Source organism: Delftia sp. DT-2 (genome assembly GCF_028401915.1).
Lineage (GTDB): Bacteria > Pseudomonadota > Gammaproteobacteria > Burkholderiales > Burkholderiaceae_C > Comamonas > Comamonas tsuruhatensis.
Window position 1 is genome coordinate 411,766 of sequence record NZ_JAQOTI010000002.1, and the last position, 26,468, is coordinate 438,233.

Sequence of the window (26,468 nt, forward strand, 5' to 3'; positions counted from 1 at the left end):
ACGCCACGCCTGCGCCCAATGCGAAGGGGACGGAATCGGGTTTTCCGCTATTTTCGCTCGTTTTTGTATTTTTTTCTTCGCTATCTTTCGTTTTGTGTTTTTGGCGACCCAGGACGCCCAACGATGGACTGTGATGCCAGCGCAGGGTATTGCGCCCAAAGCCGACGCGGCCCAACTCAGGGACGCCGAGCAAGAGCCGCCTCGCGGCGAGGGCGTCGCCGGCTGCCCGGACGCCCCCCTCCCGCGAAGCGAGAGAGGGCGCCGTGCATACGGGGGAAGGCGCGCAAGCGCCTCAGGGGGTGCTAACGCACCTTGCCGTTTTTCCAGGCATTGAGCAGCGTGTCATACGCAATCGTCTCGCCCTTGGGCTTTTCATTGGCCAGCTTCTTCCACGGCGCCTGCTTGTCGCTGAGCCACTTGGCCGGGTCGCCCTTGGGGTTGAGCTTGGGCGCGCAGTGCGCCATGCCTGCGCGCTGCAGGCGGGCCATGACCTGGTCCATTTCCTCGGCCAGGTTGTCCATGGCGTCCTGGGGCGTCTTCTCGCCGGTGACGGCCTGGGCCACGTTCTTCCACCACAGCTGGGCCAGCTTGGGATAGTCGGGCACGTTGTTGCCGGTGGGCGTCCAGGCCACGCGGGCGGGGCTGCGGTAGAACTCGACCAGGCCGCCGAGCTTGGGCGCCATGTCGGTCATGGCCTTGGAGCGGATGTCGCTTTCGCGGATGGGCGTCAGGCCGACGATGGTCTTCTTGAGGCTGGTGGTCTTGGCGGTGACGAACTGCGCGTAGAGCCAGGCGGCGGCCGTGCGGTTGGCGTCATGGTCCTTGAAGAAGGTCCAGCTGCCCACGTCCTGGTAGCCGTTTTGCATGCCGTCCTTCCAGTACGGGCCGTTGGGGCCGGGCGCCATGCGCCATTTGGGCGTGCCGTCGGCATTGACCACGGGCAGGCCGGGCTTGGTCATGTCGGCCGTGAAGGCGGTGTACCAGAAGATCTGCTGCGCGATATGGCCCTGGGCCGGCACGGGGCCGGACTCGCCGAAGGTCATGCCCATGGCTTCCTTAGGCGCGTACTTCTTCATCCAGTCCACGTACTTGGTGAGCGCGAACACGGCGGCCGGCGAGTTGGTGGCGCCCCCGCGCGAGACCGAGGCGCCCACGGGCGTGCACTTGTCGTCGGCCACGCGGATGCCCCATTCATCGACGGGCATGCCGTTGGGAATGCCCTTGTCGGCCGCGCCGGCCATGGACAGCCAGGCATCGGTGAAGCGCCAGCCCAGCGAGGGGTCCTTCTTGCCGTAGTCCATGTGGCCGTAGACAGGCTTGCCGTCGATCTGCTTGACGTCGTTGGTGAAGAACTCGGCGATGTCCTCGTAGGCGCTCCAGTTCAGCGGCACGCCCAGCTCGTAGCCGTACTTGGCCTTGAACTTGTCCTTGAGGTCCTTGCGCTCGAAGAGGTCGGCGCGGAACCAGTAGAGGTTGGCGAACTGCTGGTCGGGCAGCTGGTAGAGCTTGCCGTCGGGCGCGGTGGTGAAGCTGGTGCCGATGAAGTCCTTGATGTCCAGGCCCGGATTGGTGAAGTCCTTGCCGGCGCCGGCCATGTAGTCGGTCAGGCTCATGATGCGACCGTAGCGGTAGTGCGTGCCGATCAGGTCGGAGTCGGAGATCCAGCCGTCATAGATGGACTTGCCCGACTGCATCGAGGTCTGCAGCTTCTCGACCACGTCGCCTTCCTGGATCAGGTCGTGCTTGACGGTGATGCCCGTGATCTCGGTGAAGGCCTTGGCCAGCGTCTTGCTCTCGTACTCGTGCGTGGTGATGGTCTCGGAGACCACGGCGATCTCCTTGACGCCCTTGGCCTGCAGCTTCTTGGCCGCCTCGATGAACCACTTCATCTCGGCCATCTGCTGGTCCTTGGACAGCGTGCTGGGCTGGAACTCCGCGTCGATCCACTTCTTGGCTTCCGCCTCTCCGGCCCAGGCCGCCTGCCCCGCCGCCAGCAGGGCCGCCGCGAGGGCGATGGTGTGAAGTCGTTGTTTCATCTGCCGTCTCCTAGATTCTTGCTGTCTCCCCGACATGCACATGCACCAGCGGGCCCCGGGGGAGCTTCGGACCCGGCTGTCGATAAATGGAATGAAGTGATCAGCCTTTGCGCATCACGACGGCCAGCACGAGCATGGACAGCACGAAACTGATCCACACCGAAGGCTCGGCCTCCAGCGAGAACCACTGCGCCATCTTCTCGCCCAGACCCACCCAGGCCAGATTGACATAGGCCGCCAGCAGCAGCCCGATGAACAGCCGGTCCCCGCGCGTCGTCGCCATCGGCAGCCAGCCCTTGCGCATCACGGTCGGGCTGCGCAACTCCCACAGCGTCATGCCCACCAGCATCAGCACGATGCAACTGAAGAACACCGCCACCGGCAGCGTCCAGGCCATCCAGGAAAACATTGACGAGTCCTTTCAGAAACAAAAACCACTGCCCGTCGAAACTGGCGCGACCCCAAGCGAGGGACAGCAAGCAAGGGCCGCCCCGCCGCGAGGCTATCGTCCCCCTCCCCCGCGAAGCGGGTAGAGAGGCGCCGTGCCACGGGGGGAAGGCGCGCAAGCGCCTCAGGGGGGGCCTCACACCCTCCCCATGGCGAACCCCTTGGCGATGTAGTGCCGCACGAACCAGATCACGATGGCGCCCGGCACGATGGTCAGCACGCCCGCCGCCGCCAGCGTCGCCCAGTCCATGCCCGAGGCCGAGACGGTGCGCGTCATGGTCGCCACGATGGGCTTGGCGTTCACGCTGGTCAGCGTGCGCGCCAGCAGCAGTTCCACCCAGCTGAACATGAAGCAGAAGAAGGCCGCCACGCCCACGCCGGCCTTGATCAGCGGCAGGAAGATGGTGAGGAAAAAGCGCGGGAAGGAGTAGCCGTCGATATAGGCCGTCTCGTCGATCTCGCGCGGAATGCCGCTCATGAAACCCTCCAGGATCCAGACGGCCAGCGGCACGTTGAACAGCAGGTGGGCCAGGGCCACGGCGATGTGCGTGTCCATCAGGCCCACCGTGGTGTAGAGCTGGAAGAAGGGCAGCAGGAAGACGGCCGGCGGCGTCATGCGGTTGGTCAGCAGCCAGAAGAACACATGCTTGTCGCCCAGGAACTGGTAGCGCGAGAACGCATAGGCCGCCGGCAGCGCCACCGTCAGCGAGATCACGGTGTTGATGGCCACGTAGATCAGGCTGTTGATGTAGCCCGAGTACCAGGAGGCGTCGGTGAAGATGGTTTGGTAGTTGGCCCAGGTGAAATGCTGGGGCCACAGCGAGAAGCTCGACAGGATCTCCTCGTTGGTCTTGAAGCTCATGTTGACCATCCAGTAGATGGGCAGCACGGCGAACAGCAGGTAGGCGACGAGGAACAGCGTGCGCTTGTGGAAACGGCGGTCTTCAGTCATGTCCAGCCTCCCGCAGGGCCACCCCAAGGCAGGCCGAGCCCCCTCGGGGGGCAGTGAACGAAGGGAGCGTGGGGGTCATTCTCTTGCCCCTTCCTTGTCTGCCGTGCCCACGCGCTGCATCCAGTTGTAGAGGATGAAGCACAGCAGCAGGATGATGAGGAAATAGATCAGCGAGAAGGCCGCCGCCGGCCCGAGGTCGAACTGGCCCACGGCCTTTTGCGTCAGGTACTGCGACAGGAAGGTGGTCGCATTGCCGGGCCCGCCGCCCGTGAGCACGAAGGGCTCGGTATAGATCATGAAGCTGTCCATGAAGCGCAGCAGCACGGCGATCATCAGCACGCCGCGCATCTTGGGCAGCTGGATGTAGCGGAACACCGCGAACTTGCTGGCGCCGTCGATGCGCGCGGCCTGGTAGTAGGCGTCGGGAATGGAGCGCAGGCCCGCGTAGCACAGCAGGGCCACCAGCGGCGTCCAGTGCCAGACATCCATGACCAGCACGGTGAGCCAGGCATGGGTGGCATTGCCCGTGTAGTTGTAGTCCACGCCCAGCGTGTTGAGCGCCGCGCCCAGCAGGCCGATGTCGGCGCGGCCGTAGATCTGCCAGATGGTGCCGACCACGTTCCACGGAATCAGCAGCGACAGCGAGACCACGACCAGCACCGCCGAGGCCTTCCAGCCCTGGGCCGGCATGGACAGGGCCAGCGCGATGCCCAGCGGGATCTCCACCAGCAGCACGGCCAGCGAAAAGCCGATCTGGCGCAGCAGGGCCGAGTGCAGTTCCTCGTCGCGCATGACCTGGGCAAACCATTCCGTGCCCACGAACACGCGCCGGTCCGGACTGATGATGTCCTGCACCGAGTAGTTCACCACCGTCATCAGCGGGATGATGGCCGAGAAGGCCACGCAGATGATGACCGGCAGGATCAGCAGCCAGGCCTTCTGGTTGACGGGCTTGATGGTCTGGCTCATGCCTGCAGCTCCTCGTTGACGTAGTAGCAGGTGTGGGGGCCCTGCAATTGCACCCAGACGGTCTGCCCTGCGGCGGGCAGGAAGGCGTCGGCGCCGCAGCGCAGCTTGAGAAGCCGCTCGCCCAGGCGCGCCACCAGCAGCTGGTGCGTGCCCACGTCCTGCACGCGCTCCACCGTGCAGGCCACGGCGCCAGGCGCGTCGGCCGAGGCCAGTGCCAGGTACTCGGGGCGTATGCCCAGGCTCAGGGGCAGGCCGGGCGCCACGCTGGCCAATGCGGCGGGCAGGGACAGGTACTGGCCCTCGGCCAGCAGCCGGCCGCCGTCCTGCTGCAGCGGCACGAAGTTCATGCCCGGCGAGCCGATGAAGTGGCCGACGAAGGCATGGCTTGGCCGCTCGAAGAGCTGGGCCGGCGTGCCCACCTGCACGGCACGGCCACGCGTCATGACCACCACCTGGTCGGCAAAGGTCAGGGCCTCCACCTGGTCGTGCGTCACATAGATCAGCGTGAGCCGCAGCTCGTGGTGGATCTGCTTGAGCTTGCGGCGCAGCTGCCACTTGAGCTGGGGGTCGATCACCGTGAGCGGCTCGTCGAACAGCACGGCCGAGACATCGGGCCGCACCAGGCCCCGGCCCAGCGAGATCTTCTGCTTGGCGTCGGCCGACAGGCCCGACGCGCGCTGGTCGAGCTGGCCGCTCATCTCCAGCATCTCGGCGATCTGGCCCACGCGGGCGCGGATGCGGTCGGCAGGCATGCGGCGGTTCTTCAGCGGAAAGGCCAGGTTCTCGGCCACGGTCATGGTGTCGTAGATCACCGGGAACTGGAACACCTGGGCAATGTTGCGCTCCTGGGGCGTGGCGCGCGTCATGTCGCGGCCGTCGAACAGCACCTTGCCCTGCGAGGGGACCAGCAGGCCCGACATGATGTTGAGCATGGTGGTCTTGCCGCAGCCCGAGGGGCCGAGCAGCGCATAGGCGCCGCCGTCCTCGAAGACCATGCTCAGCGGCAGCAGCGCATAGTCGCTGTCCTGCTGCGGGTTCGGCTTGTAGGAGTGGGCCAGATCGAGTTCTATGCGGGCCATCTCATCGTCCTCCGGGCCGCGCCGGCGCCAGCAGCAGCGCGCCGTCCGTGCCGAACACATAGGCATGGGCCGGGTCCAGGTGCAGCGTGACCGCGCTGCCCAGGTCCAGGTGGTGCACGCCCGTGACCTGGGCCACCAGCTCGCCCCAGGGCGTGGTGGCATGCACGAAAGTGTCCGACCCCGAGATCTCGGCCAGTTCCACCACGCCTTGCAGCGCCACATCCCCGGGCCGGGCCTGCAGGCGCAGCGCGCTGGCGCGCAGGCCCAGGGTCAGGGGGCCGGCAGCGGCCAGGCCCACCGGCAGCGCCATGGGCAGCCGCGCGCCGCCGGGCAGCTCCAACCCGGTGTCCACGGCCTGCGCGGGCACCAGGTTCATGGGCGGATCGCTGAAGGCCCGCGCCACACGCAGCGAATTGGGTCGGTGGAACACCTCCGCCGTGGGGCCGTACTGCAGCAGCTCCCCCTCGTGCAGCACGGCCGTGTGGCCGCCCAGCAGCAGGGCCTCGCCGGGCTCGGTGGTGGCGTAGACCACGGTGGAGCTGCCGGTGGCGAACAGCTGGGTCAGCTCCTCGCGCAGTTCCTCGCGCAGCTTGTAGTCGAGGTTGACCAGCGGCTCGTCCAGCAGCATCAGCGGAGCGCCCTTGGCCAGCGCCCTCGCCAGGGCCACGCGCTGCTGCTGGCCACCCGACAGCTCGGCCGGATAGCGGTCCAGGAACATCTCTATGTGCAGCCGCTCGGCCAGGGCGCGCACGCGCTGCGCCACGTCGCGATCGCCGCGCAGCTTCAGCGGCGAGGCGATGTTGTCCGCCACCGTGAGCGAGGGATAGTTGATGAACTGCTGGTAGACCATGGCCACATTGCGCTCGCGCACGGGCATGCCGGTCACATCGACGCCATCGACGCGCACCCGGCCTTCGGTGGGCACGTCCAGACCGGCCATGATGCGCATCAGGCTGGTCTTGCCGGCCTGCGTGGCGCCCAGCAGCACGGTCACCGCGCGGCTTTCCAGTTCCAGGTGCATGGGGTGCAGCCAGGTCTGGCCGCCCACACGCTTGCTGATTCTCTCCAACACCAGTTCCACGACTGCCCTCTTTTGACGAGGCCGCCACCGGGGCAGCATTTGAACAAGGAGAAAGGCGGGCCTCCAAAGCGCGTTTGAAGGCCCGAACGTCTTCATTTTTGTTCTTTCCGGATCGCAGCCCATCAACACATACCCTAGGTGCTGTTCCTTTTTCTTCGTTTTAAAGTTCCCCAGCCCACGGCTGGCCGCGTCAAATGCGCTATAAACCCGTCGCCCGGCCCGATTGACTGCCCGACCATCCACCCGCCCCCCCGATCGCCCCTCCGATGGATTTGCCGTGAACACCAACCCCCGCCAACTACAGCTGCTGGACGAAGTCCGCAGCCGCCAGTCCACCACGGTGGAGCAGCTGGCCGAGATCCTGGGCGTGACGCTTCAGACCGTGCGCCGCGACATTCAGAAGCTGGCAGATGCCGGGCTGATGGTGCGCTTTCACGGCGGCGTGCGCGTGCCCAGCGCCACGGTCGAGAACCTGGGCCACCCCCAGCGCCAGGTGCTGCATGCCGAAGGCAAGTCGCGCATTGCGCGCGCCGTGGCCGAGGCCATTCCCAACGGCTGCTCGCTGATCCTGAACATCGGCACCACCACCGAGGCCGTGGCCCAGGCCCTGCTCAAGCACCGGGGCCTGCGCGTGATCACCAACAACCTCAACGTGGCGGCCATCCTCAGCTCCAACGCCGACTGCGAAGTCATCGTGGCCGGCGGCGTGGTGCGCACGCGCGACCGGGGCATCGTGGGCGAGGCCGCCGTGGATTTCATACGCCAGTTCAAGGTGGACATCGCCCTGATCGGCATCTCGGCCATCGAGCCCGATGGCAGCCTGCGCGACTTCGACATGCGCGAGGTCAAGGTGGCCCAGACCATCATTGCCCAGTCGCGCGAGGTCTGGCTGGCCGCCGACCACAGCAAGTTCCACCGCCAGGCCATGGTGGAGCTGGCCCGCCTGGACCAGATCGACCGCCTGTTCACCGATACCGCGCCCCCTGCGCCCTTCGACGCACTGCTTCGCGAAGCCGAGGTGCAATGCGTGGTGGCGCAATAAGTTTTCCGCAGCCGCTGCGCCACCGCCCGCACAGGACACGCGCACCGGCCCTGCTTTTCCTGGATACCGCACCATGACCTATCTGCTTGCCCTGGACCAGGGCACCTCCAGCTCGCGCAGCATCGTCTTCGACACCCAGGGCCGCATCGTGGCCTCTGCCCAGCTGGAGCTGCCGCAGATCTATCCCCGCCCCGGCTGGGTGGAGCACGATCCGCGCGAGATCTGGCGCACCCAGCTGGCCACGGCGCGCGAGGCCCTGGCCAAGGCCGGGCTGGCGGCGGCCGACATCCGCGCCCTGGGCATCACCAACCAGCGCGAGACCACCGTGGTCTGGAACCGCGCCACGGGCCAGCCCATACACCACGCCATCGTCTGGCAGGACCGCCGCGCCGAGCCGCTGTGCGCCCAGTTGCGCGAGGCCGGCCATGCCGACACCATCCAGCGCAAGACCGGCCTGCTGATCGACGCCTATTTCTCGGGCACCAAGCTGCGCTGGATCCTGGACAACGTCAATGGCGCACGCGCCGCCGCCGAGCGCGGCGAACTGGCCTTCGGCACCGTGGACAGCTGGCTGATCTGGCAGCTCACGGGCGGACGCCGCCATGTGACCGATGTCTCCAACGCCAGCCGCACCATGCTGTTCAACGTCCACACCAACCAGTGGGACGACGATCTGCTGGCGCTGCTGGAGATTCCGCGCGCGCTGATGCCCGAGGTGCTGCCTTCCGCCGCCGATTTCGGCCGCACGGCAGCCGAGGTGCTGGGCGGCGAGATCGCCATCGGCGGCGTGGCCGGCGACCAGCAAAGCGCCCTCTTCGGCCAGGCCTGCTTTTCGGCCGGCATGGCCAAGAACACCTATGGCACGGGCTGCTTCATGCTCATGCACACAGGCGGCGTGTTCCAGACCTCTGCCAACGGCCTGCTGACCACCGCTGCGGCACAGCCCACCGCTGCGCCGGCCTATGCGCTGGAAGGCAGCGTCTTCGTGGGCGGCGCCGTGGTCCAGTGGCTGCGCGACGGGCTGCGCGCCATCGAGCACAGCGGCCAGGTGCAGCAACTGGCCGAGAGCGTGCCCGACTCGGGCGGCGTGATGATGGTGCCGGCCTTCACGGGACTGGGCGCCCCCTACTGGAAGCCCGATGCGCGCGGCACCATCACGGGCCTGACGCGCGGCACCACCATCGCCCACATCGCGCGGGCCGCGCTGGAATCCATCGCCTTCCAGAGCGCCGCCCTGCTGCTGGCCATGAGCCGCGACGCGGTGGCCAGCGGCGGCGCGCCGGTGAGCGAACTGCGCGTGGACGGCGGCGCCTGCGTCAACAACCTGCTCATGCAGTTCCAGGCCGACCTGCTGGGCATTCCCGTCGTGCGCCCGGCCTGCGTGGAGACCACGGCCCTGGGCGCGGCCTACCTGGCGGGCCTGTCCTCGGGCATCTACCAGAGCACCGAGGAACTGTCGGCGCTGTGGAAGGCCGAGCGCCGCTTCGTGCCTACGCTGGACAAGCACCGCGCCGACGAGCTGATGGCACGCTGGGAGCATGCGGTGGCCCAGACCGCGCTGGCGGCCTGAGGCTGACTGTCTTGCGCCGGCTTGCCAGCCTGGTTGCTTTCGGCCTGTGGCTGGCAGGCTGTGCCGCGCCACCGCAGGCGCTGCTGGTCCCGCAGCCCACCGCCTGCGCACGCCTGCAATGGCTGGGCAGCACCACCCTTGCGCGGGACGAGCCCATCGACGGCGCCATCACAGGCGGCATCTCGGGCCTGGACTACGACGCGCAGCGCGGCGACTACGTGGCCATCAGCGATGACCGCTCGGCCCGCGGCCCCGCGCGCTGGATGCGCCTGCGCATGGAGCCGCTGGACGCCGGCCAGCGCGCCGGCCCCAGCCCCTGGCAGGCGCAGGTCACCGAAGTGCACCCGCTGCTGGATACCGAAGGCCACTGGCTGCGCCCGCGCCATGCCGCGCCCGCCACCCAGCCCGTGCCCGACCCCGAAACCATCCGCCTGCTGCCGGACGGCGGCCTGCTGTGGACCGACGAAGGCGACCCGGGCCGGGGCTTTGGCACCTCGCTGGTGAGGACCGACGCCACGGGCCGCCAGATCGCGCGGTGGTTCTACGCATTCAAGGACAAGGACGGCAGGCCGGGCCTGCGCTCGAACTTCGGCTTCGAGGGGCTGGCCGTCACGCCGGACGGACAGCAGGCCTGGCTGGCCCTGGAGGCGCCGCTGCGCCAGGACGGACCGCGCGCCAGCGCCGCCACGGCAGGCGCGCCCGTGCGCATCAGCCTGGTCAGCCTGGACGACGGCCGGCTGCTGCGCCAGATCGCCTACCAGCCCGATGCCGTGCCGGCCGCCAGCTGGGCCCTGCCCCAGCGCGAGGTCAACGGCATCAGCGAAATCCTGCCGGACGGTCCCGACCATCTGCTGGTACTGGAGCGCTCCTACAGCCCGGGCCACGGCTTTGGCGCGCGGCTGTACCGCATCGGCCTGCAAGCGCCCGATACGCTGGCCATGGACAGCTTCATACGCAACCCGCCGCAGATGGCAGCCAAGCAGCTGATTGCGGACCTGTCCACGGTTCAGCGCGGGCGGCTGGACAACATGGAGGCCATGTCCTGGGGCCCGCCGCTGCCCGATGGCACGCGCGTGCTGGTGTTCGCCAGCGACGACAACTTCAACCCGGCGCAGGCCAACCAGATCCTGGTCACCGCCTACCGGCCCTCGACGCCCTGCGCCCCCTGAAGGCGCTTCAGGGCGTGGCCTGCACCTGCTCCTGCGGCAGGTAGATGCGCGTCAGACCGCGCGCAATCGCCTCCACGATCTGCTCGCGCCGCAGGCCGATGTGCTCGGCCATCAGGCGTTCGCTGGCCTGGGCGTGGCGGTCGCTCAAGGCCTGCAGGATTTCCAGGTGCTCGTGCTGGGTGGAGGCGCGCCCCACGTTCTCCATGTCGATCCACCGGATGAAGCGAATGCGCTCGTTCAGGCTCACCAGCATGCGCCGCAGCTCGGCATTGCCGGCCATGTCGGCAATGCGCAGGTGAAAGCCCTCGTCCAGGTCTACCAACTGCCGCACCGGCGTGTCGGAGGCCACGCGCTGGCTCTGCTCCAGATAGGCCCGCGCCTCGTCGATCTGGGCATCGGTGGCGCGCTCCACGGCCAAGCGCACGCATTCGCGCTCCACGGCCACGCGGGCCTCGTACAGGTCCAGTGACTCCTTCACGTCCAGCTCGCGCCGCATGTAGCCGCGGCTGGCGGGCAGCAGAAAACCGTCGGCCACCAGCCGCGTCAGTGCCTCGCGCACGGGCGTGCGGCTCACGCCCAGGCGCAGCGCCAGTTCGCTCTCGCTCAGGCGCTCGCCCGGCTTGAATTCGTAGGAGATGGCCATGTCACGCAGCGTGCTGTAGACGCTGGAGCCCCGTTCGTGGCGGATGTTGGAGATTTTCATGGCGCCATTGTGCCCTCTGGCGCTTTGGATACTTTTAAGTATACTGAAATGGATTCTTAAAATCCCGTCACCCAACCTGCCTGGAGACTCCCGACATGACCACCGCTTTCAATGGCGCCGACGCCATGGTCCGCATGCTGCAGCTCAACGGCGTCAAGCACATCTTCGGCCTGTGCGGCGACACCAGCCTGCCCTTCTACGACGCCATGGCGCGGCTGGACCACGGCATGGACCACATCCTGACGCGGGACGAGCGCAGCGCCGGCTACATGGCCGACGCCTATGCGCGCGTCACCGGCAAGGTGGGCGTGTGCGAAGGCCCCAGCGGCGGCGGCGCCACCTACCTGCTGCCCGGCCTGGCCGAGGCCAACGAATCCTCGGTGCCCGTGCTGGGCATCACCTCGGACGTCTCCGTGGGCGCACGCGGCAAGTTCCCGCTGACCGAACTGGACCAGCAGGCGCTGTACAGGCCGCTGACCAAGTGGAATACCACCATCGACCGCGTGGACCAGATTCCGCACGCCGTGCGCAGCGCCTTTCGCGCCATGACCACGGGCCGGCCCGGCGCCACCCATATCTGCCTGCCCTATGACGTGCAAAAGCACACGCTGGATCCGGCCGATGTCTGGGCCCAGCCCGGCCATGACCGCTATCCCGCCTACCGGTCCGCGCCCGATCCGGCAGCCGTGGCCGAGGCGGCCGACCGCCTGGTGGCGGCACGCTCCCCCGTGCTGATCTGCGGCGGCGGCGTGCTCATCGCGGGCGCCGGCGCCGCACTGGATGCGCTGGCCACCCTGCTCAACGCGCCCGTGTGCTCCAGCGTCAGCGGCCAGGGCAGCCTGGCGGGCAGCCATCCGCTCAATGCCGGCGTGGTGGGCACCAATGGCGGCGTGGAGGCCACGCGCGCCGTGGTGGCGCAGGCGGACCTGGTGATGTTCATCGGCGCCCGGGCCGGCTCCACCACCACCGAGCACTGGCAGATGCCCTCGCGCAAGGTCACCATCGTCCATCTGGACGTGGACGCCATGACCATAGGCACCAACTACCGCACCGACGTGGCCCTGGTGGGCGACGCCCTGCTGGGCCTGCAGGCGCTGCACGCGGCCGTGCAGCAGCGCATCGCCCGCCGCCCCGCCGATGCCTCGGACGGCGCCGCGCTGGCGGCCACCGCGCGCGCCGCCAAGCAGGCCTTCTTCGCGCCGCTGGCGGCCTCGCTGGAGCGCCCCATCAAGCCCGAGCGTGTGGTGGACACGCTCAACCGCCTGCTGCCCGCGCGCGCCATCGTGGTGGCCGACCCCGGCACGCCCTGCCCCTACTTCACGGCCTATTTCGACGCGCCCCAGGCCGGCCGGCACTTCATCACCAACCGCGCGCACGGGGCGCTGGGCTTTGCCATGTCCGCCGGCTTTGGCGCAGCCATCGGCCAGCCCGATTCCGTGGTGGTCGCGGTCATGGGCGACGGCAGTTTCGGCTTCACCTGCGGCGAGCTGGAAACCATCGTGCGCCGCAACGTGCCGCTGAAGATGATCGTGTTCTCCAACAGCGTGTTCGGCTGGATCAAGGCCAGCCAGAAGTCCGGCTACGATGAACGCTACTTCTCCGTCGACTTCAACCGCACCCACCATGCCCGCGTGGCCGAGGCCTTCGGCGTCAAGGCATGGCGCGTGGAGGACCCGGCAGACCTCGAAGCCGCGCTCAAGGCTGCGCTGATGCACGACGGCCCGGCGCTGGTGGATGTGATCTCGCAAGAGCTCCAGGACACGGCCGTGCCGGTGAGCCAGTGGATGGGTTGACGCCAGCCCCACGCACAGATTCCCGATTTCCTGCCCGCCAATGCGCTTGAAAAGGAGCCTTACCATGCCCCATCCCCCCTCACGCCGCCAGCTGCTGCTGGCCATGGCCGCCGCATCCCTGCTGGGGCCGTCCGGCACGGCATCCGCGCAGGGTGCCGCCCCGCTCAAGCTGGTCATCACCTTCCCGCCAGGGGGCAGCACCGACATCGCCGCGCGCATACTGCAGCCGCGCCTGGGCGAGGTGGCCGGGCGGTCGGTGATCGTGGAGAACCGCCCCGGCGCCGCCAGCCAGATCGCCACCCAGTACGTGGCCAAGTCGGCCCCGGACGGCAACACCCTGCTGTTCAGCTTCGACACCCATGCCATCAATCCCATCGCCAAGTCCCGGCTGCCCTACGACACCTTCAAGGACTTCACGGGCGTGTCGCTGGCGCTTCGCTTTCCGCTGGTGATCGGCGCCTCGGCCTCGGTGCCCGCCAGGGACCTGGCCGGCTTCCTGGAGCTGGCGCGCCGCAACCCGGGCAAATACAGCTACGCATCGACCGGCCTGGGGTCCATGAACCACCTGGTGATGGAGGACATCAAGCGCCGCTCGGGCACCTACGTGCTGCACGTGCCCTACGGCGGCGGCGGCCCGGCCGTGCAGGCCGTGCTCGGCAATGTGTCCGACCTCACCCTGCTCAGCTATGCGGCGCTGCGCGGCCAGATTTCGGCGGGCAAGATCAAGCCGCTGGCGGTGACCGGCCTCAAGCGCCTGCCCGAGCTGCCCGACGTGCCCACCGTGGCCGAGTCCGGCTTCCCGGGCTTCGAGGCCTACTCGTGGATCGGCGTGTTCGCGCCTTCCGCCACGCCGGCCGCCACGGTGCACAAGCTCACCGAAGACTTCCAGGCCACGCTGAACACGCCCGACATCCGCAGCAAGCTCATGCAGTCGGGCTTCGAAGTCATGGCCACGGACGGACCCGCCCTCGACCGCTGGGTGCGCCAGGAATATGAGCGCTGGGGCCGCTTCGTGCGGGACAACAAGATTCAGCTCGAAGACTGAGAATCCGGACGGCCCCCCCTTACAACACAGGAGCATTCATGGCACTTCCGCTGGACCACATCGTCATCGCCGTGCAGGACCTCGAGGCCGCCGTGGCGGACTACCGCGCGCTGGGCTTCCAGGTCGCCATCGGCGGCCGCCATCCGGGCCGCACCTCGCACAACGCGCTGGTCGTCTTTGCCGATGGCGCCTACCTGGAGATCATTGCCTGGACCGCCCCGGCCCCCGAAGAGCGCTGGTACCGCACGCTGCGCGACCATGGCGAAGGGCTGGTGGACTTCGCCCTGCTGCCCCGCAGCACCTCCCAGGCCCTGGCCGAGGCGCGCGGGCGGGGGCTGGACACCCTGGTCGGCCCCGTGGATGGAGGCCGCGTACGCCCCGACGGCGCGCAACTGCTGTGGCAGACGGCGCGCCACGCCACGCCCGACCTGCCCTTTCTGTGCGGCGACGTCACGCCGCGCGCGCTGCGCGTGCCCGAGGGCAGCGTGCGCGCGCATCCCAACGGCGCGCTGGGCGTGGCCTCGCTGACCGTCGCCGTGCACGACCTGGACGCCAGCCTGGACCGCTACCGGGCGCTGCTGGGCCCGGGCCTGCCGCTGCAGCGGCTGGACAACCAGGGCGCGCGGTTGGCATTGCCGGGCTTCGATCTGCTGCTGCAAGGCGCGCAGGCGCTGGCGGCCTCCGACGCACTGCGCCAGCGCCTTGCCACGCGCGGAGAGGGTCCTTGCGCGCTCACCCTGCGCCAGCGGCCCGGCGCCCCGGCACAGCCCCTGGACCTGGCCGCCAGCCATGGCGTGGACATGCGCTGGCACGGTGGGAACACGCTCTAAACTCTTCGTTTTCCTTCTCCACCGCCACCAGCATGAACACCGTTTCCACAGCCTCCCCTGTCATCGCCTTCATCGGTGGCGGCAACATGGCCAGCGCCATCATCGGCGGCCTGATCGGCCAGGGCCAATCCGCAGACCGCATCGTCGTCGTCGAACCCTTCGAGGCTGCACGCGACGCGCTGCGCACGAACTTCGGCATCACGGCCCATGCCGATGCAGCGGCTGCCGCCAGCGCGCTGGACGGCGCCGGCATCGTGGTCTGGGCCGTCAAGCCCCAGACCTTCAAGGAAGCCGCCCAGGCGGCGGCGCCGCACACCGCCCAGGCCTTGCACCTGAGCGTGGCCGCCGGCATTCCCACGGACGCCATCGCCCAGTGGCTGGGCACGGGCCGCATCGTGCGCGCCATGCCCAACACGCCGGCCCTGGTGGGCAAAGGCATGACAGGCCTGTTTGCGCGTGCCGAGGTCGATGCCGCGGGCAAGAGCGCCATCGAGCAGGTCGTGGCCACCACGGGCCAGTTCGTCTGGGTCGACCAGGAAGCGCACCTGGACGCCGTCACCGCCCTGTCGGGCTCGGGCCCGGCCTATGTCTTCCTGTTCCTCGAAGCCATGACGAAGGCTGGCGTGGACATGGGCCTCACGGCCGAGCAGTCCTACCGCCTGGGCGTGGCCACCTTCCAGGGCGCCTCCGAACTGGCCGCGCGCTCCACCGAAAGCGCCGAGGTGCTGCGCCAGCGCGTCACCAGCAAGGGCGGCACCACGCACGCCGCCATCACCCACCTGCAGGCGCAGCAGGTGCCCGAGCATTTCGTGGCCGCCATGCGCGCGGCGCAAACGCGGGCCAAGGAGCTGGCCGCCGAGTTCGGCCGGTAAGACCCACCCCAACCCGCGCGCACGCCTTTTGTGGTGGCAAGGGAACGGTGCGCCAGATTCGTGCAAAAACCAGATAGTTCTGATGGTGGAAGCAAGCGGCACTCGGTAGAAATCGGCAATTGACCGGCAGCGCGGAAAGCCCCGCGCCGGTCATGCCCTGCCACCGCAGTTTCCACCAAGCATCCGCCTCGGCGGGACGTGCATCGCCTGCCCGCCCCTGTCCATGGCTTGCCTTGGATTCGCTGCATCCAAGGAGAAAGCATGCGTTTCCATCCCTCTTCCGTGCCCAGGCGGCGCCGCAGCAAGCCGGCCCTGGCGGCATGCCTGCTCTGGGCATCGGCCGGCCTGGCGCAAGCCGTACCCGGCCCCGCCCAAAGTCCTGTCCCCCACCGGGTGCATTCGCCAGCGCTTGGCTCCGCCCAGGCCCGGCAGATACAGCACGCGCAGCAGGCCCTGCAGGGCCTGTCCGTGCCGTTCGAGGCCAACAGCGGCCAGTTCGACCCTGCCGTGGCCTTCACGGGCCGCACCTTCGCGGGCGCGATCCACGTCACCCGCCAGGGTCAGATCGTCTACAGCCTGGCCGCGCCCGCGCAGCAGCAGGGCATGACCTCGGCCCCCCCGCCCGAGACACCTCCCCAGACGCCCCCCAAGAATCCTCCCAAAACACCCTCTGGCACCCAACCCCAGGCACCACCCGAGACCCCGCCGCCCCCCCAGCGCGTGTCCGGCTGGAGCCTCACCGAAACCCTGGCCGGCGCACTGCCGCTGTCGCCCACCGGCGGCGAGGCCGCCGCCACCCAGATCACCCGCTTCAGCGGCCCGCACAGCTACCAGCCGGCCACCTACCGCAACCTGCACCTGGGGCAGGCCTGGCCTGGCGTGCAGGTGGAACTGGCCGTGCGGGGTGCCAATGTGGAAAAGCTCTTCCACGTGGCCCCGCAAGCCGACGCTTCGCAGATCCATGTACGGATGGCCGGCGCGCTGTCCCTGCGCCTGGGCGAAGGCGGCGAACTGGTGGCCGCCACAGGCCATGGCGACGTGGCCTACACGGCGCCCGTGGCGTTCCAGGAAGTTGCGGGGCGGCGCGTGGAGGTGCCCGTGCAGTACGCACTCAACAGCCAGGGCGATGGCTACGGTTTCGCACTGGGGGCGTATGACCGGGCGCTGCCGCTGGTAATCGACCCCTTCCTGCAGAGCACCTACCTGGGCGGGTCTGACTACGATATCCTTAACGCCCTGGTCGTGACCCCTTCGGGGCAGGTGCTGGTGGCCGGCGTAACCGAGTCCAGCGATTTCCCAGGCACCGCCGGCGGTGCCCAGCCCTCCAGCGGCACGAGCAACCTCTTTGTGGCACGCCTGTCCGGCGACCTGCGCACCCTGGAGCAAAGCACTTATCTGGGCGATGGAGGCCCCCGCAGCATGGCCATCTTGCCCTCGGGCGATGTGGTGGTGGGGGGCACCATCTGGAGCGGAAATCTTCCTGGCACGGAGAACGGAGCGCAACCGGCAAAGCCAGCAAGCGGCTCTGGCTTTGTCACCCGCCTGTCGGCCGATCTGCGCACCCTGGTGCAGAGCACCTATCTGGGGGGAGGCGATGAGGACCACCTGACAGCCCTGGCCATCGCCCCCTCGGGCGACATCGTGGTGGGCGGATCTACGCGCTCCTCCGATTTCCCCGGTACGGCACAGGGGGCCATTGCGGACATAGCGCCAAATACCCGCAACGGCTTTGCAGCCCTGCTCTCGGCGGACCTGCGCACGCTGGTGCGCAGCACCTATATCACCGGAGCGGAGTCGCCTAACGCACTGGCCCTCACGCCTTCAGGGGACGTGCTGGTCGCCGGATCCACAACTTCCCCCAACCTGCCGGCCACCACCGGCAGCGCCCAGCCCAAGCCTGGGTCGGACAACGGCTTCTTCGGACCGGTGGACGGCTTCATCACACGCCTGTCCGCCGATCTGCGCACGCTGAAACAGAGCACCTACCTGGGTGGAGCGTTCAATGACGACATCACCGCATTGGCCATCACGCCCTCCGGGGAAGTGGTGGTGGGCGGATCTACCGAGTCAAACGACCTGCCGGGCACGGCAGGCGGCGCACAACCGGACTACTACTTCATCCGCGGCAACAGCGGGGACGGCTTCGTCACACGCCTGTCCGGGGACCTGCGCACGCTGGTGCAGAGCACCTACCTGGGTGCTGCGGACTCTGACGCCATCACCGTATTGGCCATCACGCCCTCCGGGGAGGTGGTGGTGGGCGGCCATACCCGATTCTCCGGCTTTCCGGGCACGGCAGGCGGTGCACAGCCGAATCGCGTCTTCGGCTTCCAGAGCGGCTTTGTCACACGCCTGTCCGCCGACCTGCGCACGCTGGAGCAGAGCACCTTCCTGAGCGGCGAGTCCGATGACGCCATCACCGCATTGGCCATCACGTCCTCCGGGGAAGTGGTGGTGGGCGGCCATACCTATTCCCGCAAACTGCCGGGCATGGCCGGTGGCGCACAGGAGACCAATGCAGGCGTTGCAAACGGCTTCATCACACGCCTGTCCGCCGACCTGCGCGCCGTCTCCCCCCAGACCATCGCCTTCCCGCCCCAGGCCGACCAGGTGCTCACCGCGCCCGGCGACACCTTCCAGATCCGCCCGATCGCCACGGCCAATTCCGGCCTGGCCGTGAACTACACCGCCCATACGCCGGCCGTGTGCACCGTCTCGGGCACCACGGTCACCATGGTGGATGCGGGCCCCTGCATGCTGGAAGCCTGGCTGCCCAGCGTGCCCGGCCAGTGGCTGGCGGCCAACGGCATCTTCGTGACCCTGCAGATCCGCAGGCCGCAGGTGATCACCTTCCCGGCCCAGGCCGACCAGCCCTTCACGGCCGGCGCCAGCTTCGACCTCGGCCCGCCCGCCACGGCCAGTTCGAACCTGCCGGTGGACTACGCCAGCACCACGCCCGGCGTTTGCACGGTCTCGGGCGCCACGGTGACCATGGTCAGCGCAGGCATCTGCAGGGTCACAGCCAGCCAGCCGGGCAACACGCTGTGGCTGGCGGCCACTGACGTGTCGCAGGACATCGAACTGGTGGCCAGCACCGTTTCACCTCCGTCGCCACTCCCGCCGCCTCCTCCTCCCGCACCCGGCCCGGGACCCGGCGCTGCGTCCCCCGTGCCTACCCTGGGCCCCTGGGCCCTGGCCTGGCTGGGCACGCTGGCGGCAGGCCTTGGCGCCATCTCGCTGCGCCGCCGGGCGCGCCATAGCAGCGCTCGCTAGCAACGCACGCGTGGCCGGGCAGGAGAGGGTAGCCCCCGTGCCGGTCACGCCCCAGGAACCCGGCCCCGCCAGGCCTCCGCCTGCGGGGCTCACACCCGGAGGCAAGCTTGCCTCGGGGCGGCCGCATTCAGGGAGACCCCATGAGCCTCTTTCTTCAGCCTGCGCCCTGGCTCCGGTGGCGCAGCCCAGCCCTCCTCTGGCTCGCCATGGCAGCAGCCGCATGCATGGCCGCCAGCACCGCCCATGCAGCGCCGGGTGAGAGACCCGGTGCGGCGCAGTTGCAGCATGCGCAGCAGGCCCTGCAGGGCCTGTCCATGCCCTTCGAAGCCAACAGCGGCCAGTTCGACCCGGCCGTGGCCTTCATGGGCCGCACCTTCGCGGGCGCCGTCCATGTCACGCACCAGGGGCAGATCGTGTACGGCCTGCCCGGGCCCGACACGGGACGGCTGGCGGAATGGGCAAGAAGCAACGCGGCCGGCGATGTGCCCAAGAGCGCCCCCATCCTGCGGCCCGGCTGGAGTCTCACGGAAACCCTGGTCGGCGCGCTGTCGCTGTCGCCCACCGGCGGCGAGGCCGCCGCCACCCAGATCACCCGCTTCAGCGGCCACCACAGCTACCAGCCGGCGACCTACCGCAACCTGCACCTGGGCCAGGCCTGGCCCGGCGTGCAGGTGGAACTGGCCGTGCGCGGCACCAATGTGGAAAAGCTCTTCCACGTGGCGCCGCAGGCCGACCCCGGGCAGATCCAGGTCCGCGTGGACGGCGCGCTGTCCCTGCGCCTGGGCGAAGATGGCGAACTGGTGGCCGCCACAGGCCATGGCGACGTGGCCTATACAGCTCCCGTGGCGTTCCAGGAGGTTGCGGGGCGGCGCGTGGAGGTGCCCGTGCGATATGCGCTCAACAGCCAGGGCGATGGCTACGGGTTCGCACTGGGAGCGTATGACCGGGCGCTGCCGCTGGTGATCGATCCGCTGCTGCAGAGCATCTATCTGGGTAGCCTCGAGACCTCCTGGATAGAGGCCATAGCCACAGCCGCCCCTTCAGGCGACGTGCTGCTGGCTGGCACGACCCTGTCCACCCGCTTCCCCGGCACTGCGGGTGGGGCGCAGCCGGCGCCCCCAGAGGGCATGCCTGCATTGCACGGCTTCGTCGCCCGGCTGTCCAGTGATCTGAGCCAGCTGATACAGAGCACGTACCTGAGCGGGTCGCGGGGTAGCCAGGCTCACGCACTGGCCGTCACAGCGTCGGGTGACGTGGTCGTGACCGGCGAGACACTGGCCAACGATTTTCCCGGCACGGCCGGGGGAGCACATCCCATGCCCCGCAACTTTCCTGCGGGCTTCGTCGCCCGGCTTTCCGGCGACCTGCGCACCCTGGAGCAGAGCACCTATCTGACCGGAGACGGCTGGGTGACCGCCAACGCCCTGGCCCTTCCTGCCTCGGGGGAGGTCGTGGTGGCCGGGGCCACAATTGCCACGGACCTGCCCCGCACAGCCAACGGAGCCCAGCCCGCCCTCAGCGCCGACAATGACGGCTTCGTCATGCGCCTGTCCTCCGACCTGCGCACCGTGGTGCAAAGCACCTATCTGGGCGGTACGAGACTGGACCGTATCACCAGCATCGCCATCGGACCTTCAGGGGAGATACTCGCCGGCGGGCAGACCCGATCCGCCGATCTGCCTGCCAGGGCGCACGCAGCCCAGCCAGAGATCGGCGGCGATGCCGACGGCTTCATCGCATTGCTTTCAGATGATCTGCACACCCTGGTGCGCAGCTCCTACCTGGGGGGCAACGGCTGGGAGACACTCTCGGCATTGGCCTTCCACCCCTCGGGAGAGATCGTGGCAGCCGGGCAAACATCGTCCTCTGCCTTTCCTGGCACGAACGGTGGTGCGCAGCCTGCAAGCAATGGTGACTACTCCGGCTACATCACAAGGCTGTCCGCCGATCTGCGCACCCTGTTGCAGAGCACCTATCTGGGCGGCGCAAACCCAGACTGGATCGCTGCCCTGGCCATCGCTCCTTCGGGCGAGATCCTGGTGGCCGGCAACACCTCATCCGACAATTTTCCCGGCATGGCGGGCGCCATCGAGCCTGACTACGGTGACGGATTGCAGACCGGCTACGTGGCACGCCTGTCGGGCGATCTGCGCACCTGGGAGCAAAGCACCTACCTGGGCGCAAGGGGCCTGGATGGTGTCACCGCGCTGCACATCACTGCTTCTGGCGAGCTTCTGGCCGGCGGCTACTCCGGAGCACAGCTCACGAACCTCAATGCCTTTGTCTCACTCCTGACCGTGGACCTGCGCGCCCTCTCCCCCCAGACCATCACCTTTGGGCCACAGGCCAGCCAGGTCCTCGGCAGCCCTGGCTCCACCTTCACCATAGACCCTCCCGCCACGGCCAGCTCCGGCCTGCCGGTGGACTACAGCAGCCCCACCCCGGCCGTCTGCACCGTCTCGGGCACCACGGTCACGATGATCGATGGCGGCATCTGCACGCTGGTGGCCCGCCAGGCGGGCAATGCCCACTGGCTGCCCGCCGACGCAAGCGCCGATGTCCGCATCCGCAGAACCCAGGCGATCCACTTCCCGGCCCAGGCCAGCCGGACCTTCGAGGCGGGGACGGCCTTTGCCATCGACCCGCCCGCCACGGCCAGCTCCGGCCTGCCGGTGGATCATGCCAGCACGACGCCAGGCATCTGCACGGTCTCGGGCAACAGGGTCACGATGGCAGGCGAAGGCATCTGCACGGTGACCGCCAGCCAGCCCGGCGATGCACGGTGGATGCCGGCCACCGAGGTGGCGCAGGACATCGCGCTGACTGCGGTGGTGCCGCCTACCTTGCCGCCCCCCGTAGATCCTCCTGTGGATCCTCCTGTGGATCCACCTGTGACTCCACCCGTGCCACCGCCCGCTCCGGCGCCCATTCCCGCACTCGGCGCCTGGCAGCTGGCACTGCTGGGTGCCATGGCGGCAGGCTGCGGAGCGCACGCACTGCGGCGGCGTGGCGCCCTCAGCGCAGCGCAAACCCCAGCGCCACGCCCGCGAACAGGCTGGCACCGATCCAGTGGCTCTTGCTGAACGCCACGAAGCAGCCTTCGCGCGTGCGGTGGCGGATCAGGGTGAAGTGCCAGATCACCTGGGCCGCAGCCACGGCCAGGCCCAGCCAGAAAGGCCAGGCCAGGCCGAAGGGCGCCAACGCCCAGACCGTGAGCAGGCCGCAGAGCACGAAGAAACCCATGACGGCCACCACGTCGAAGCGGCCCAGGGTGATGGCCGAGGTCTTCATTCCGATCTTGAGGTCATCGTCACGGTCCACCATGGCGTATTCGGTGTCATAGGCCAGCACCAGGAACATGTTGGCCAACCACAGAATCCAGGCCGTGGCGGGCACCTGCCCCTGCACGGCGGCGAAGGCGATGACGATGCCGAAATTGAAGGCAATGCCCAGAAACGCCTGGGGCATGGCGAAGAAGCGCTTGGTGAACGGGTAGAGGATGGTGAACAGCACGGCGGGCACGGACCAGGCCACGGCCTCCCAGCGGGTGGTCAGCACCAGGCCCAGCGAAACCAGGGCCAGGGCCGCGCCCAGCAGCGCGGCCTCCTTCACCGAGACCAGTCCCGAGGTGATGGGGCGCTGCGTGGTGCGCTTGACGTGGCGGTCGAAGTCGCGGTCGGCGATGTCGTTGATGCAGCAGCCGGCGCTGCGCATCAGCACCGTGCCCAGCACGAAGACCACCAGCAGATGCCAGCCCGGAAACCCGCCCGCCGCCACCCACAGTGCGGCCAGCGTGGGCCAGACCAGGACCAGCCAGCCGGCCGGCCGGTTGAAGCGGACCAGGTCCAGGTAGAGCGACAGTTTGCTGCGCCGGGGCGCAGGCATGGGCGTAGAGGAGGAGGTAGGCATGGCTTCTGGGCGCCGATGGCGGCCGTGGGCCGACCATCGCACGCATCACATTCGAAAATGCCCGCATTGTCGCCGCTGGGCGGGCGGGCTCGGCGGCGCGCCTCAGCAGCGCCTGCCGGCAACGCGGGTTTGCGCCCACTCCACGGCACAGATCACCAGCGCCATCCAGGCCAGGCCCAGCAGCCAGCCAGCCAGCACATCGCTGGCATAGTGCACGCGCAGCACGACGCGGCTGGCGCCTACGCCCAGGGCAACGGCCAGGGCCGCCAGGCCCACGCACCAGCGCCAGGCAGGCCGCAGGTACGGCAGCAGCAGCCAGGCCAGCATCAGATAGAGCACGAAGGTGCCGGCGCTGTGGCCGCTGGGGAAGCTGAAGCCGCCCTCGGGCACCCAGCCGCCCACGGGGCGCGGGCGGCCCACGCTGGTCTTGATGGCGCGTATCCACAGGCCGACTCCCGCCGTGGCCACCACCCAGGCGGCCGCATGCAGCCAGTCGCGGCGCCACAGCAGCAGCGCCAGCACGGCAACAGACAGCGACACCATCCAGCCCACATGGCCCAGCTGGGTGAAGGCGACCACGGGGCGCACCCAGGCATCGGTGGCATGGCCAGCAAGCCACTGGTGCAGGGCATCGTCCAGCACCGGCCAGTCGGTGCAGGAGGCGCAGCCTGCGGGCTGGCCCAGGCCCAGCATGTCGCGCACCATCACGCCCAGGGCCAGCGCGGCCAGCAGGCCCGCCGCAACCAGTCCCTGCCATGCGGCGCGTGGCATGGGCAGGCCTGCATGGCGCAGCCGCGCGGCGGCGGGCAGGCGCAGGTAGAAAAAAAGGCCGCCCAAGGCGGCCAGTACCAGGCACAGGCCGCTCGTGGCGGCGTGTGCGTCAATCCAGGTCCGGAGCATGCGCGGTCATCACTCCCGGGCCGTGGCAGGTGCTTGGGACATGTGCAGCATCACTCTTCAAGCAGGGCACGCAGCATCCAGGCGGTCTGCTCATGCACGGTCAGGCGCTGGGTCAGCAGGTCGGCCGTGGGCTCGTCGCTGGCTTTGTCGGCCAGCGGGAAGAGGCTGCGCGCCGTGCGTGCCACGGCTTCATGGCCTGCCACCAGGATGCGCACCATCTCCAGGGCCTTGGGCGGATCGTGGGGCACGTCGGCCAGGCTGGTGAGCTTGCCGAAGTCGGCATAGGAGCCCGGTGCGAAATGGCCCAGGGCGCGGATGCGCTCGGCGATGGGATCAACGGCGTTCCACAGTTCCGTGTACTGCCCCATGAACATGGTGTGCAGTGTGTTGAACATCGGGCCCGTGACGTTCCAGTGGAAGTTGTGCGTTGTCAGATAGAGCGTGTAGGTGTCGGCCAGCAGGGCCGACAGGCCCTTGGAGATGGCGGCACGGTCCTTGTCGCTGATGCCGATGTGGATGGCGCTGGAGCGCACGGACACCGGTGCGACATCGGCCGTCGCTGCCTGCACGGTCTTGGCGGCCTGCACGGCCTCTGGCTTCTTTGCACCGGACTTGTCTTTGCTGGCATTTTTGGCCATGGGATCCCTTTCAACTTCGTACGGATGGAATATGCCCCGGGCAGACCGCCCGGAGACCGAAAGCAACGATAACGCAAGCGCGGTGGCCCTGGAGGCACGGCCCGCGCAGCGGTGCAGTCATCAGGACAGGCGTTTGACGCCGGGCAAGGCGCAGGCGTAGACCGCGTTGCGCAGGGCGGCGATGGCCTCGTAGCGCGTGAAGCTGCGGCGCCAGGCCAGGACCACGCGGCGCGTGGGCGGGGCCGAGCCGTCGTCCTCGAGGATGGGCAGGTAGCGGATGTGCGGCTCGTCGGTTTTGCGGCGGCGCGCCGTGGTCTCCAGCGCATCGGCGGGCACGGACAGGCGCGGCACCAGGGTCACGCCCATGCCGGCGGCCACCATGTGCTTGATGGTCTCCAGCGACGAACCTTCGAAGGTGCGGCGAATGCCTTCGGCGTTGCTGGCATAGCGTGCGAACTCGGGGCAGACCTGGAGCACATGGTCGCGGAAGCAGTGGCCCGAGCCCAGCAGCAGCATGGTCTCGTTCTTGAGATCGCTGGTGGAGACATGGTCCTTCTGGGCCAGCGCATGGGTGCTGGGCACGGCAGCCATGAAGGGCTCGTCATACAGCGGCGCCAGCGCCAGGCCGGTGTCGGGGAAGGGCTCGGCGACGATGGCGCAGTCGATCTCGCCCGTGCGCAGCATCTCCAGCAGCTTGATGGTGTAGTTCTCCTGCAGCATCAGCGGCATCTGTGGCGTGCGCAGAATGGAGTTGCGCACCAGATCGGGCAGCAGGTAGGGGCCGATGGTGTAGATCACGCCCAGCGTGAGCACGCCCGACAGCGGGTCCTTGCCGCGCTTGGCGATTTCCTTGATCTCGGCGGCCTGCTCCAGCACGCTTTGCGCCTGCCGGATGATCTCCTCTCCCAGCGACGTGACCGACACTTCGCCGGCGCTGCGCTCGAAGAGCTTGACATCGAGCTCCTCCTCCAGCTTTTTGATCGCCACGGACAACGTGGGCTGGGACACATAACAGGCTTCGGCGGCGCGGCCAAAATGCTTTTCACGTGCCACGGCCACGATGTATTTGAGTTCGGTAAGTGTCATTGGCGAGCTGTGTCTGGGAGGGAACCTCGGGAAATACGATGGTCTTAGACCTGGAGCCTGGGCCGAAACCTTTGTGCAACCAGGCCTTGCGGCCCGGTTGCCGGGGTGCTCCCCTCAAAAGTTCCTGTGCAGACTCTAGGATTTGTCCTATTTCGATTGTGCCAGTCCTCGTCCACGCATGACCACTGCGCGCTCCCCGACCTGCCGGCTTTTTGCATTTATCCACCTAGTGCAGCGGCCGGCGCATCCGGTCGCGCTGTTGCATGAGCTGGTCCATGCCTATCAATGCTGCCAGGCCTATGGCCACGATCACGGTAAAGACGGGAAGGTCCAAAGCGCTGATCACGGCAAAACCTTGCGGCCGAGCATACCGCTGTGTCTCGGAAATGCATACAAAGTCTGCTGCGGCCATGCCCGTGTAATGCATGGAGCATACTGCCGCCCCCATCACGGCAGCCGCCAGCGCCCGCATGCCCAGCGAGCCGGTGCGAAACGACAGCCAAAGAGCGGCGCTGGCCGCCACCACGGCAATGGCCACGGACAGCACCACGGTGGGAACGGACCAGACGATGAAGCCCGGAAAGCGCATGCCGTACATGCCCAGGTAATGCATGAAGGCCACGCCCAGGCCCAGCAGGGTGCCGGCGCCCAGCACGCGCAACCCGCTTTCGGGCCGCCGCGCGACAAAGGCCAGCGCCACCGAGGTCGCAGCGACGGCAGCCACCAGGGACACCAGGGTTTCGACCATGGAGTAGCCCGAGCCCATGCCCAGGTTCAGCGCCAGCATGCCCGTGAAATGCATGGACCACACGCCTATGCCGCCCAGCGCCGTGCCGGCCGCCAGCAGATTCAGCCAGCTGATTCCCGTGCGCCCGCGGATGCGCTGTGCCGCCGTGAGGGCCACGAAGGAGCCCAGCACGGCAATGCCATAGGACAGGGCCACCAGGCCCATGCGCCAGGAGGTCTCGACGAGTTCATTCGCTTGAACGGCTTCATTCATGTGGACGGCTCCTCATTCTCAGAAAGATGGGACAACACAAGAGTGATCACGGCCGTCCTCCCCGTGGGGAAGCG

General features: G+C 68.4%; 21 protein-coding genes. 9 read left to right on the forward strand and 12 right to left on the reverse strand.

Annotated elements, in window-relative coordinates:
- Nucleotides 1–302: 302 nt before the first annotated feature.
- The 6 genes from PO605_RS04410 to PO605_RS04435 all read right to left on the reverse strand — a co-directional run bounded on the left by PO605_RS04410 (nucleotide 303) and on the right by PO605_RS04435 (nucleotide 6,564).
- Nucleotides 303–2,036: an ABC transporter substrate-binding protein gene (locus PO605_RS04410; protein ID WP_047471240.1), complete on the reverse strand. Its 1,734-nt coding sequence runs from the start codon at nucleotides 2,034–2,036 to the stop codon at nucleotides 303–305.
- Between the two features lie 100 nt (nucleotides 2,037–2,136).
- Nucleotides 2,137–2,445 (reverse strand): DUF2160 domain-containing protein, encoded by a 309-nt coding sequence (locus PO605_RS04415; protein WP_016449169.1) that lies wholly within the window; start codon nucleotides 2,443–2,445, stop codon nucleotides 2,137–2,139.
- A gap of 174 nt (nucleotides 2,446–2,619) precedes the next feature.
- Nucleotides 2,620–3,435: a carbohydrate ABC transporter permease gene (locus PO605_RS04420; RefSeq protein WP_013804448.1), complete on the reverse strand. Its 816-nt coding sequence runs from the start codon at nucleotides 3,433–3,435 to the stop codon at nucleotides 2,620–2,622.
- 75 nt (nucleotides 3,436–3,510) lie between these two features.
- On the reverse strand, nucleotides 3,511–4,404 hold the full coding sequence (locus PO605_RS04425) for a carbohydrate ABC transporter permease (protein WP_047326320.1): 894 nt from the start codon (nucleotides 4,402–4,404) through the stop codon (nucleotides 3,511–3,513).
- On the reverse strand, nucleotides 4,401–5,483 hold the full coding sequence (locus tag PO605_RS04430; protein ID WP_272206137.1) for an ABC transporter ATP-binding protein: 1,083 nt from the start codon (nucleotides 5,481–5,483) through the stop codon (nucleotides 4,401–4,403). The genes PO605_RS04425 and PO605_RS04430 overlap by 4 nt, the downstream gene beginning before the upstream one ends.
- 1 nt (nucleotide 5,484) lies before the next feature.
- Nucleotides 5,485–6,564: an ABC transporter ATP-binding protein gene (locus PO605_RS04435; RefSeq protein WP_034363480.1), complete on the reverse strand. Its 1,080-nt coding sequence runs from the start codon at nucleotides 6,562–6,564 to the stop codon at nucleotides 5,485–5,487.
- 277 nt (nucleotides 6,565–6,841) lie between these two features.
- On the opposite strand from PO605_RS04435, the gene PO605_RS04440 reads away from it, so the two are divergent.
- The 3 genes from PO605_RS04440 to PO605_RS04450 all read left to right on the forward strand — a co-directional run bounded on the left by PO605_RS04440 (nucleotide 6,842) and on the right by PO605_RS04450 (nucleotide 10,345).
- A complete protein-coding gene (locus tag PO605_RS04440) occupies nucleotides 6,842–7,606 on the forward strand; it encodes a DeoR/GlpR family DNA-binding transcription regulator (protein WP_016452008.1) in 765 nt (254 codons plus the stop codon).
- A gap of 73 nt (nucleotides 7,607–7,679) precedes the next feature.
- Complete coding sequence (glpK, locus tag PO605_RS04445; RefSeq protein ID WP_047469841.1) at nucleotides 7,680–9,176, forward strand: glycerol kinase GlpK; 1,497 nt, start codon at nucleotides 7,680–7,682, stop codon at nucleotides 9,174–9,176.
- An 11-nt stretch (nucleotides 9,177–9,187) separates the two neighbouring features.
- Nucleotides 9,188–10,345: an esterase-like activity of phytase family protein gene (locus tag PO605_RS04450; protein ID WP_272206138.1), complete on the forward strand. Its 1,158-nt coding sequence runs from the start codon at nucleotides 9,188–9,190 to the stop codon at nucleotides 10,343–10,345.
- Between the two features lie 7 nt (nucleotides 10,346–10,352).
- Here the strand turns inward: PO605_RS04450 and PO605_RS04455 are convergent, their stop codons facing one another.
- Nucleotides 10,353–11,048: a GntR family transcriptional regulator gene (locus tag PO605_RS04455; RefSeq protein ID WP_047472280.1), complete on the reverse strand. Its 696-nt coding sequence runs from the start codon at nucleotides 11,046–11,048 to the stop codon at nucleotides 10,353–10,355.
- 95 nt (nucleotides 11,049–11,143) lie between these two features.
- On the opposite strand from PO605_RS04455, the gene PO605_RS04460 reads away from it, so the two are divergent.
- The 6 genes from PO605_RS04460 (at nucleotide 11,144) to PO605_RS04485 (ending at nucleotide 21,944) form a co-directional block, all read left to right on the forward strand.
- Nucleotides 11,144–12,841, forward strand: coding sequence for a thiamine pyrophosphate-binding protein (locus tag PO605_RS04460; protein ID WP_272206139.1), 1,698 nt, complete (start codon nucleotides 11,144–11,146; stop codon nucleotides 12,839–12,841).
- A gap of 64 nt (nucleotides 12,842–12,905) precedes the next feature.
- Nucleotides 12,906–13,886 (forward strand): tripartite tricarboxylate transporter substrate binding protein, encoded by a 981-nt coding sequence (locus PO605_RS04465; protein ID WP_047472300.1) that lies wholly within the window; start codon nucleotides 12,906–12,908, stop codon nucleotides 13,884–13,886.
- A 38-nt stretch (nucleotides 13,887–13,924) separates the two neighbouring features.
- Nucleotides 13,925–14,716, forward strand: coding sequence for a VOC family protein (locus tag PO605_RS04470; RefSeq protein WP_047472302.1), 792 nt, complete (start codon nucleotides 13,925–13,927; stop codon nucleotides 14,714–14,716).
- A 32-nt stretch (nucleotides 14,717–14,748) separates the two neighbouring features.
- Nucleotides 14,749–15,588: a pyrroline-5-carboxylate reductase gene (gene proC / locus PO605_RS04475; protein ID WP_047472303.1), complete on the forward strand. Its 840-nt coding sequence runs from the start codon at nucleotides 14,749–14,751 to the stop codon at nucleotides 15,586–15,588.
- A 261-nt stretch (nucleotides 15,589–15,849) separates the two neighbouring features.
- Nucleotides 15,850–18,861 carry a DUF7948 domain-containing protein gene (locus PO605_RS04480; RefSeq protein ID WP_272206140.1) on the forward strand — a complete coding sequence of 1,004 codons (3,012 nt, stop codon included), beginning with the start codon at nucleotides 15,850–15,852 and terminating at the stop codon, nucleotides 18,859–18,861.
- 224 nt (nucleotides 18,862–19,085) lie between these two features.
- Nucleotides 19,086–21,944, forward strand: coding sequence for a DUF7948 domain-containing protein (locus PO605_RS04485; RefSeq protein ID WP_272206141.1), 2,859 nt, complete (start codon nucleotides 19,086–19,088; stop codon nucleotides 21,942–21,944).
- On the opposite strand, the gene ubiA is transcribed toward PO605_RS04485, so the two are convergent.
- The 5 genes from ubiA to PO605_RS04510 all read right to left on the reverse strand — a co-directional run bounded on the left by ubiA (nucleotide 21,877) and on the right by PO605_RS04510 (nucleotide 26,394).
- Nucleotides 21,877–22,746: a 4-hydroxybenzoate octaprenyltransferase gene (gene ubiA / locus PO605_RS04490; protein ID WP_016449157.1), complete on the reverse strand. Its 870-nt coding sequence runs from the start codon at nucleotides 22,744–22,746 to the stop codon at nucleotides 21,877–21,879. The genes PO605_RS04485 and ubiA overlap by 68 nt on opposite strands.
- Nucleotides 22,747–22,872: 126 nt before the next feature.
- Nucleotides 22,873–23,670: a phosphatase PAP2 family protein gene (locus PO605_RS04495; RefSeq protein ID WP_047472616.1), complete on the reverse strand. Its 798-nt coding sequence runs from the start codon at nucleotides 23,668–23,670 to the stop codon at nucleotides 22,873–22,875.
- Nucleotides 23,671–23,720: 50 nt separating this feature from the next.
- Nucleotides 23,721–24,308 (reverse strand): Dps family protein, encoded by a 588-nt coding sequence (locus PO605_RS04500; protein ID WP_016449155.1) that lies wholly within the window; start codon nucleotides 24,306–24,308, stop codon nucleotides 23,721–23,723.
- A 120-nt stretch (nucleotides 24,309–24,428) separates the two neighbouring features.
- Nucleotides 24,429–25,394, reverse strand: a complete 966-nt coding sequence (locus tag PO605_RS04505; RefSeq protein ID WP_016449154.1) for a LysR substrate-binding domain-containing protein — start codon at nucleotides 25,392–25,394, stop codon at nucleotides 24,429–24,431.
- Between the two features lie 226 nt (nucleotides 25,395–25,620).
- Nucleotides 25,621–26,394 (reverse strand): MHYT domain-containing protein, encoded by a 774-nt coding sequence (locus PO605_RS04510; RefSeq protein WP_043789162.1) that lies wholly within the window; start codon nucleotides 26,392–26,394, stop codon nucleotides 25,621–25,623.
- Nucleotides 26,395–26,468: the final 74 nt, after the last annotated feature.

Coding starts and splice junctions, on each gene's coding strand:
- glpK (WP_047469841.1), top strand. CDS start 7,680: ATGACCTATCTGCTTGCCCTGGACCAGGGCACCTCCAGCTCGCGCAGC.
- PO605_RS04460 (WP_272206139.1), top strand. CDS start 11,144: ATGACCACCGCTTTCAATGGCGCCGACGCCATGGTCCGCATGCTGCAG.
- proC (WP_047472303.1), top strand. CDS start 14,749: ATGAACACCGTTTCCACAGCCTCCCCTGTCATCGCCTTCATCGGTGGC.
- PO605_RS04410 (WP_047471240.1), bottom strand. CDS start 2,036: ATGAAACAACGACTTCACACCATCGCCCTCGCGGCGGCCCTGCTGGCG.
- PO605_RS04465 (WP_047472300.1), top strand. CDS start 12,906: ATGCCCCATCCCCCCTCACGCCGCCAGCTGCTGCTGGCCATGGCCGCC.
- PO605_RS04415 (WP_016449169.1), bottom strand. CDS start 2,445: ATGTTTTCCTGGATGGCCTGGACGCTGCCGGTGGCGGTGTTCTTCAGT.
- PO605_RS04510 (WP_043789162.1), bottom strand. CDS start 26,394: ATGAATGAAGCCGTTCAAGCGAATGAACTCGTCGAGACCTCCTGGCGC.
- PO605_RS04505 (WP_016449154.1), bottom strand. CDS start 25,394: ATGACACTTACCGAACTCAAATACATCGTGGCCGTGGCACGTGAAAAG.
- PO605_RS04420 (WP_013804448.1), bottom strand. CDS start 3,435: ATGACTGAAGACCGCCGTTTCCACAAGCGCACGCTGTTCCTCGTCGCC.
- PO605_RS04455 (WP_047472280.1), bottom strand. CDS start 11,048: ATGAAAATCTCCAACATCCGCCACGAACGGGGCTCCAGCGTCTACAGC.
- PO605_RS04470 (WP_047472302.1), top strand. CDS start 13,925: ATGGCACTTCCGCTGGACCACATCGTCATCGCCGTGCAGGACCTCGAG.
- PO605_RS04495 (WP_047472616.1), bottom strand. CDS start 23,670: ATGCTCCGGACCTGGATTGACGCACACGCCGCCACGAGCGGCCTGTGC.
- PO605_RS04430 (WP_272206137.1), bottom strand. CDS start 5,483: ATGGCCCGCATAGAACTCGATCTGGCCCACTCCTACAAGCCGAACCCG.
- PO605_RS04485 (WP_272206141.1), top strand. CDS start 19,086: ATGGCCGCCAGCACCGCCCATGCAGCGCCGGGTGAGAGACCCGGTGCG.
- ubiA (WP_016449157.1), bottom strand. CDS start 22,746: ATGCCTGCGCCCCGGCGCAGCAAACTGTCGCTCTACCTGGACCTGGTC.
- PO605_RS04425 (WP_047326320.1), bottom strand. CDS start 4,404: ATGAGCCAGACCATCAAGCCCGTCAACCAGAAGGCCTGGCTGCTGATC.
- PO605_RS04500 (WP_016449155.1), bottom strand. CDS start 24,308: ATGGCCAAAAATGCCAGCAAAGACAAGTCCGGTGCAAAGAAGCCAGAG.
- PO605_RS04480 (WP_272206140.1), top strand. CDS start 15,850: ATGCGTTTCCATCCCTCTTCCGTGCCCAGGCGGCGCCGCAGCAAGCCG.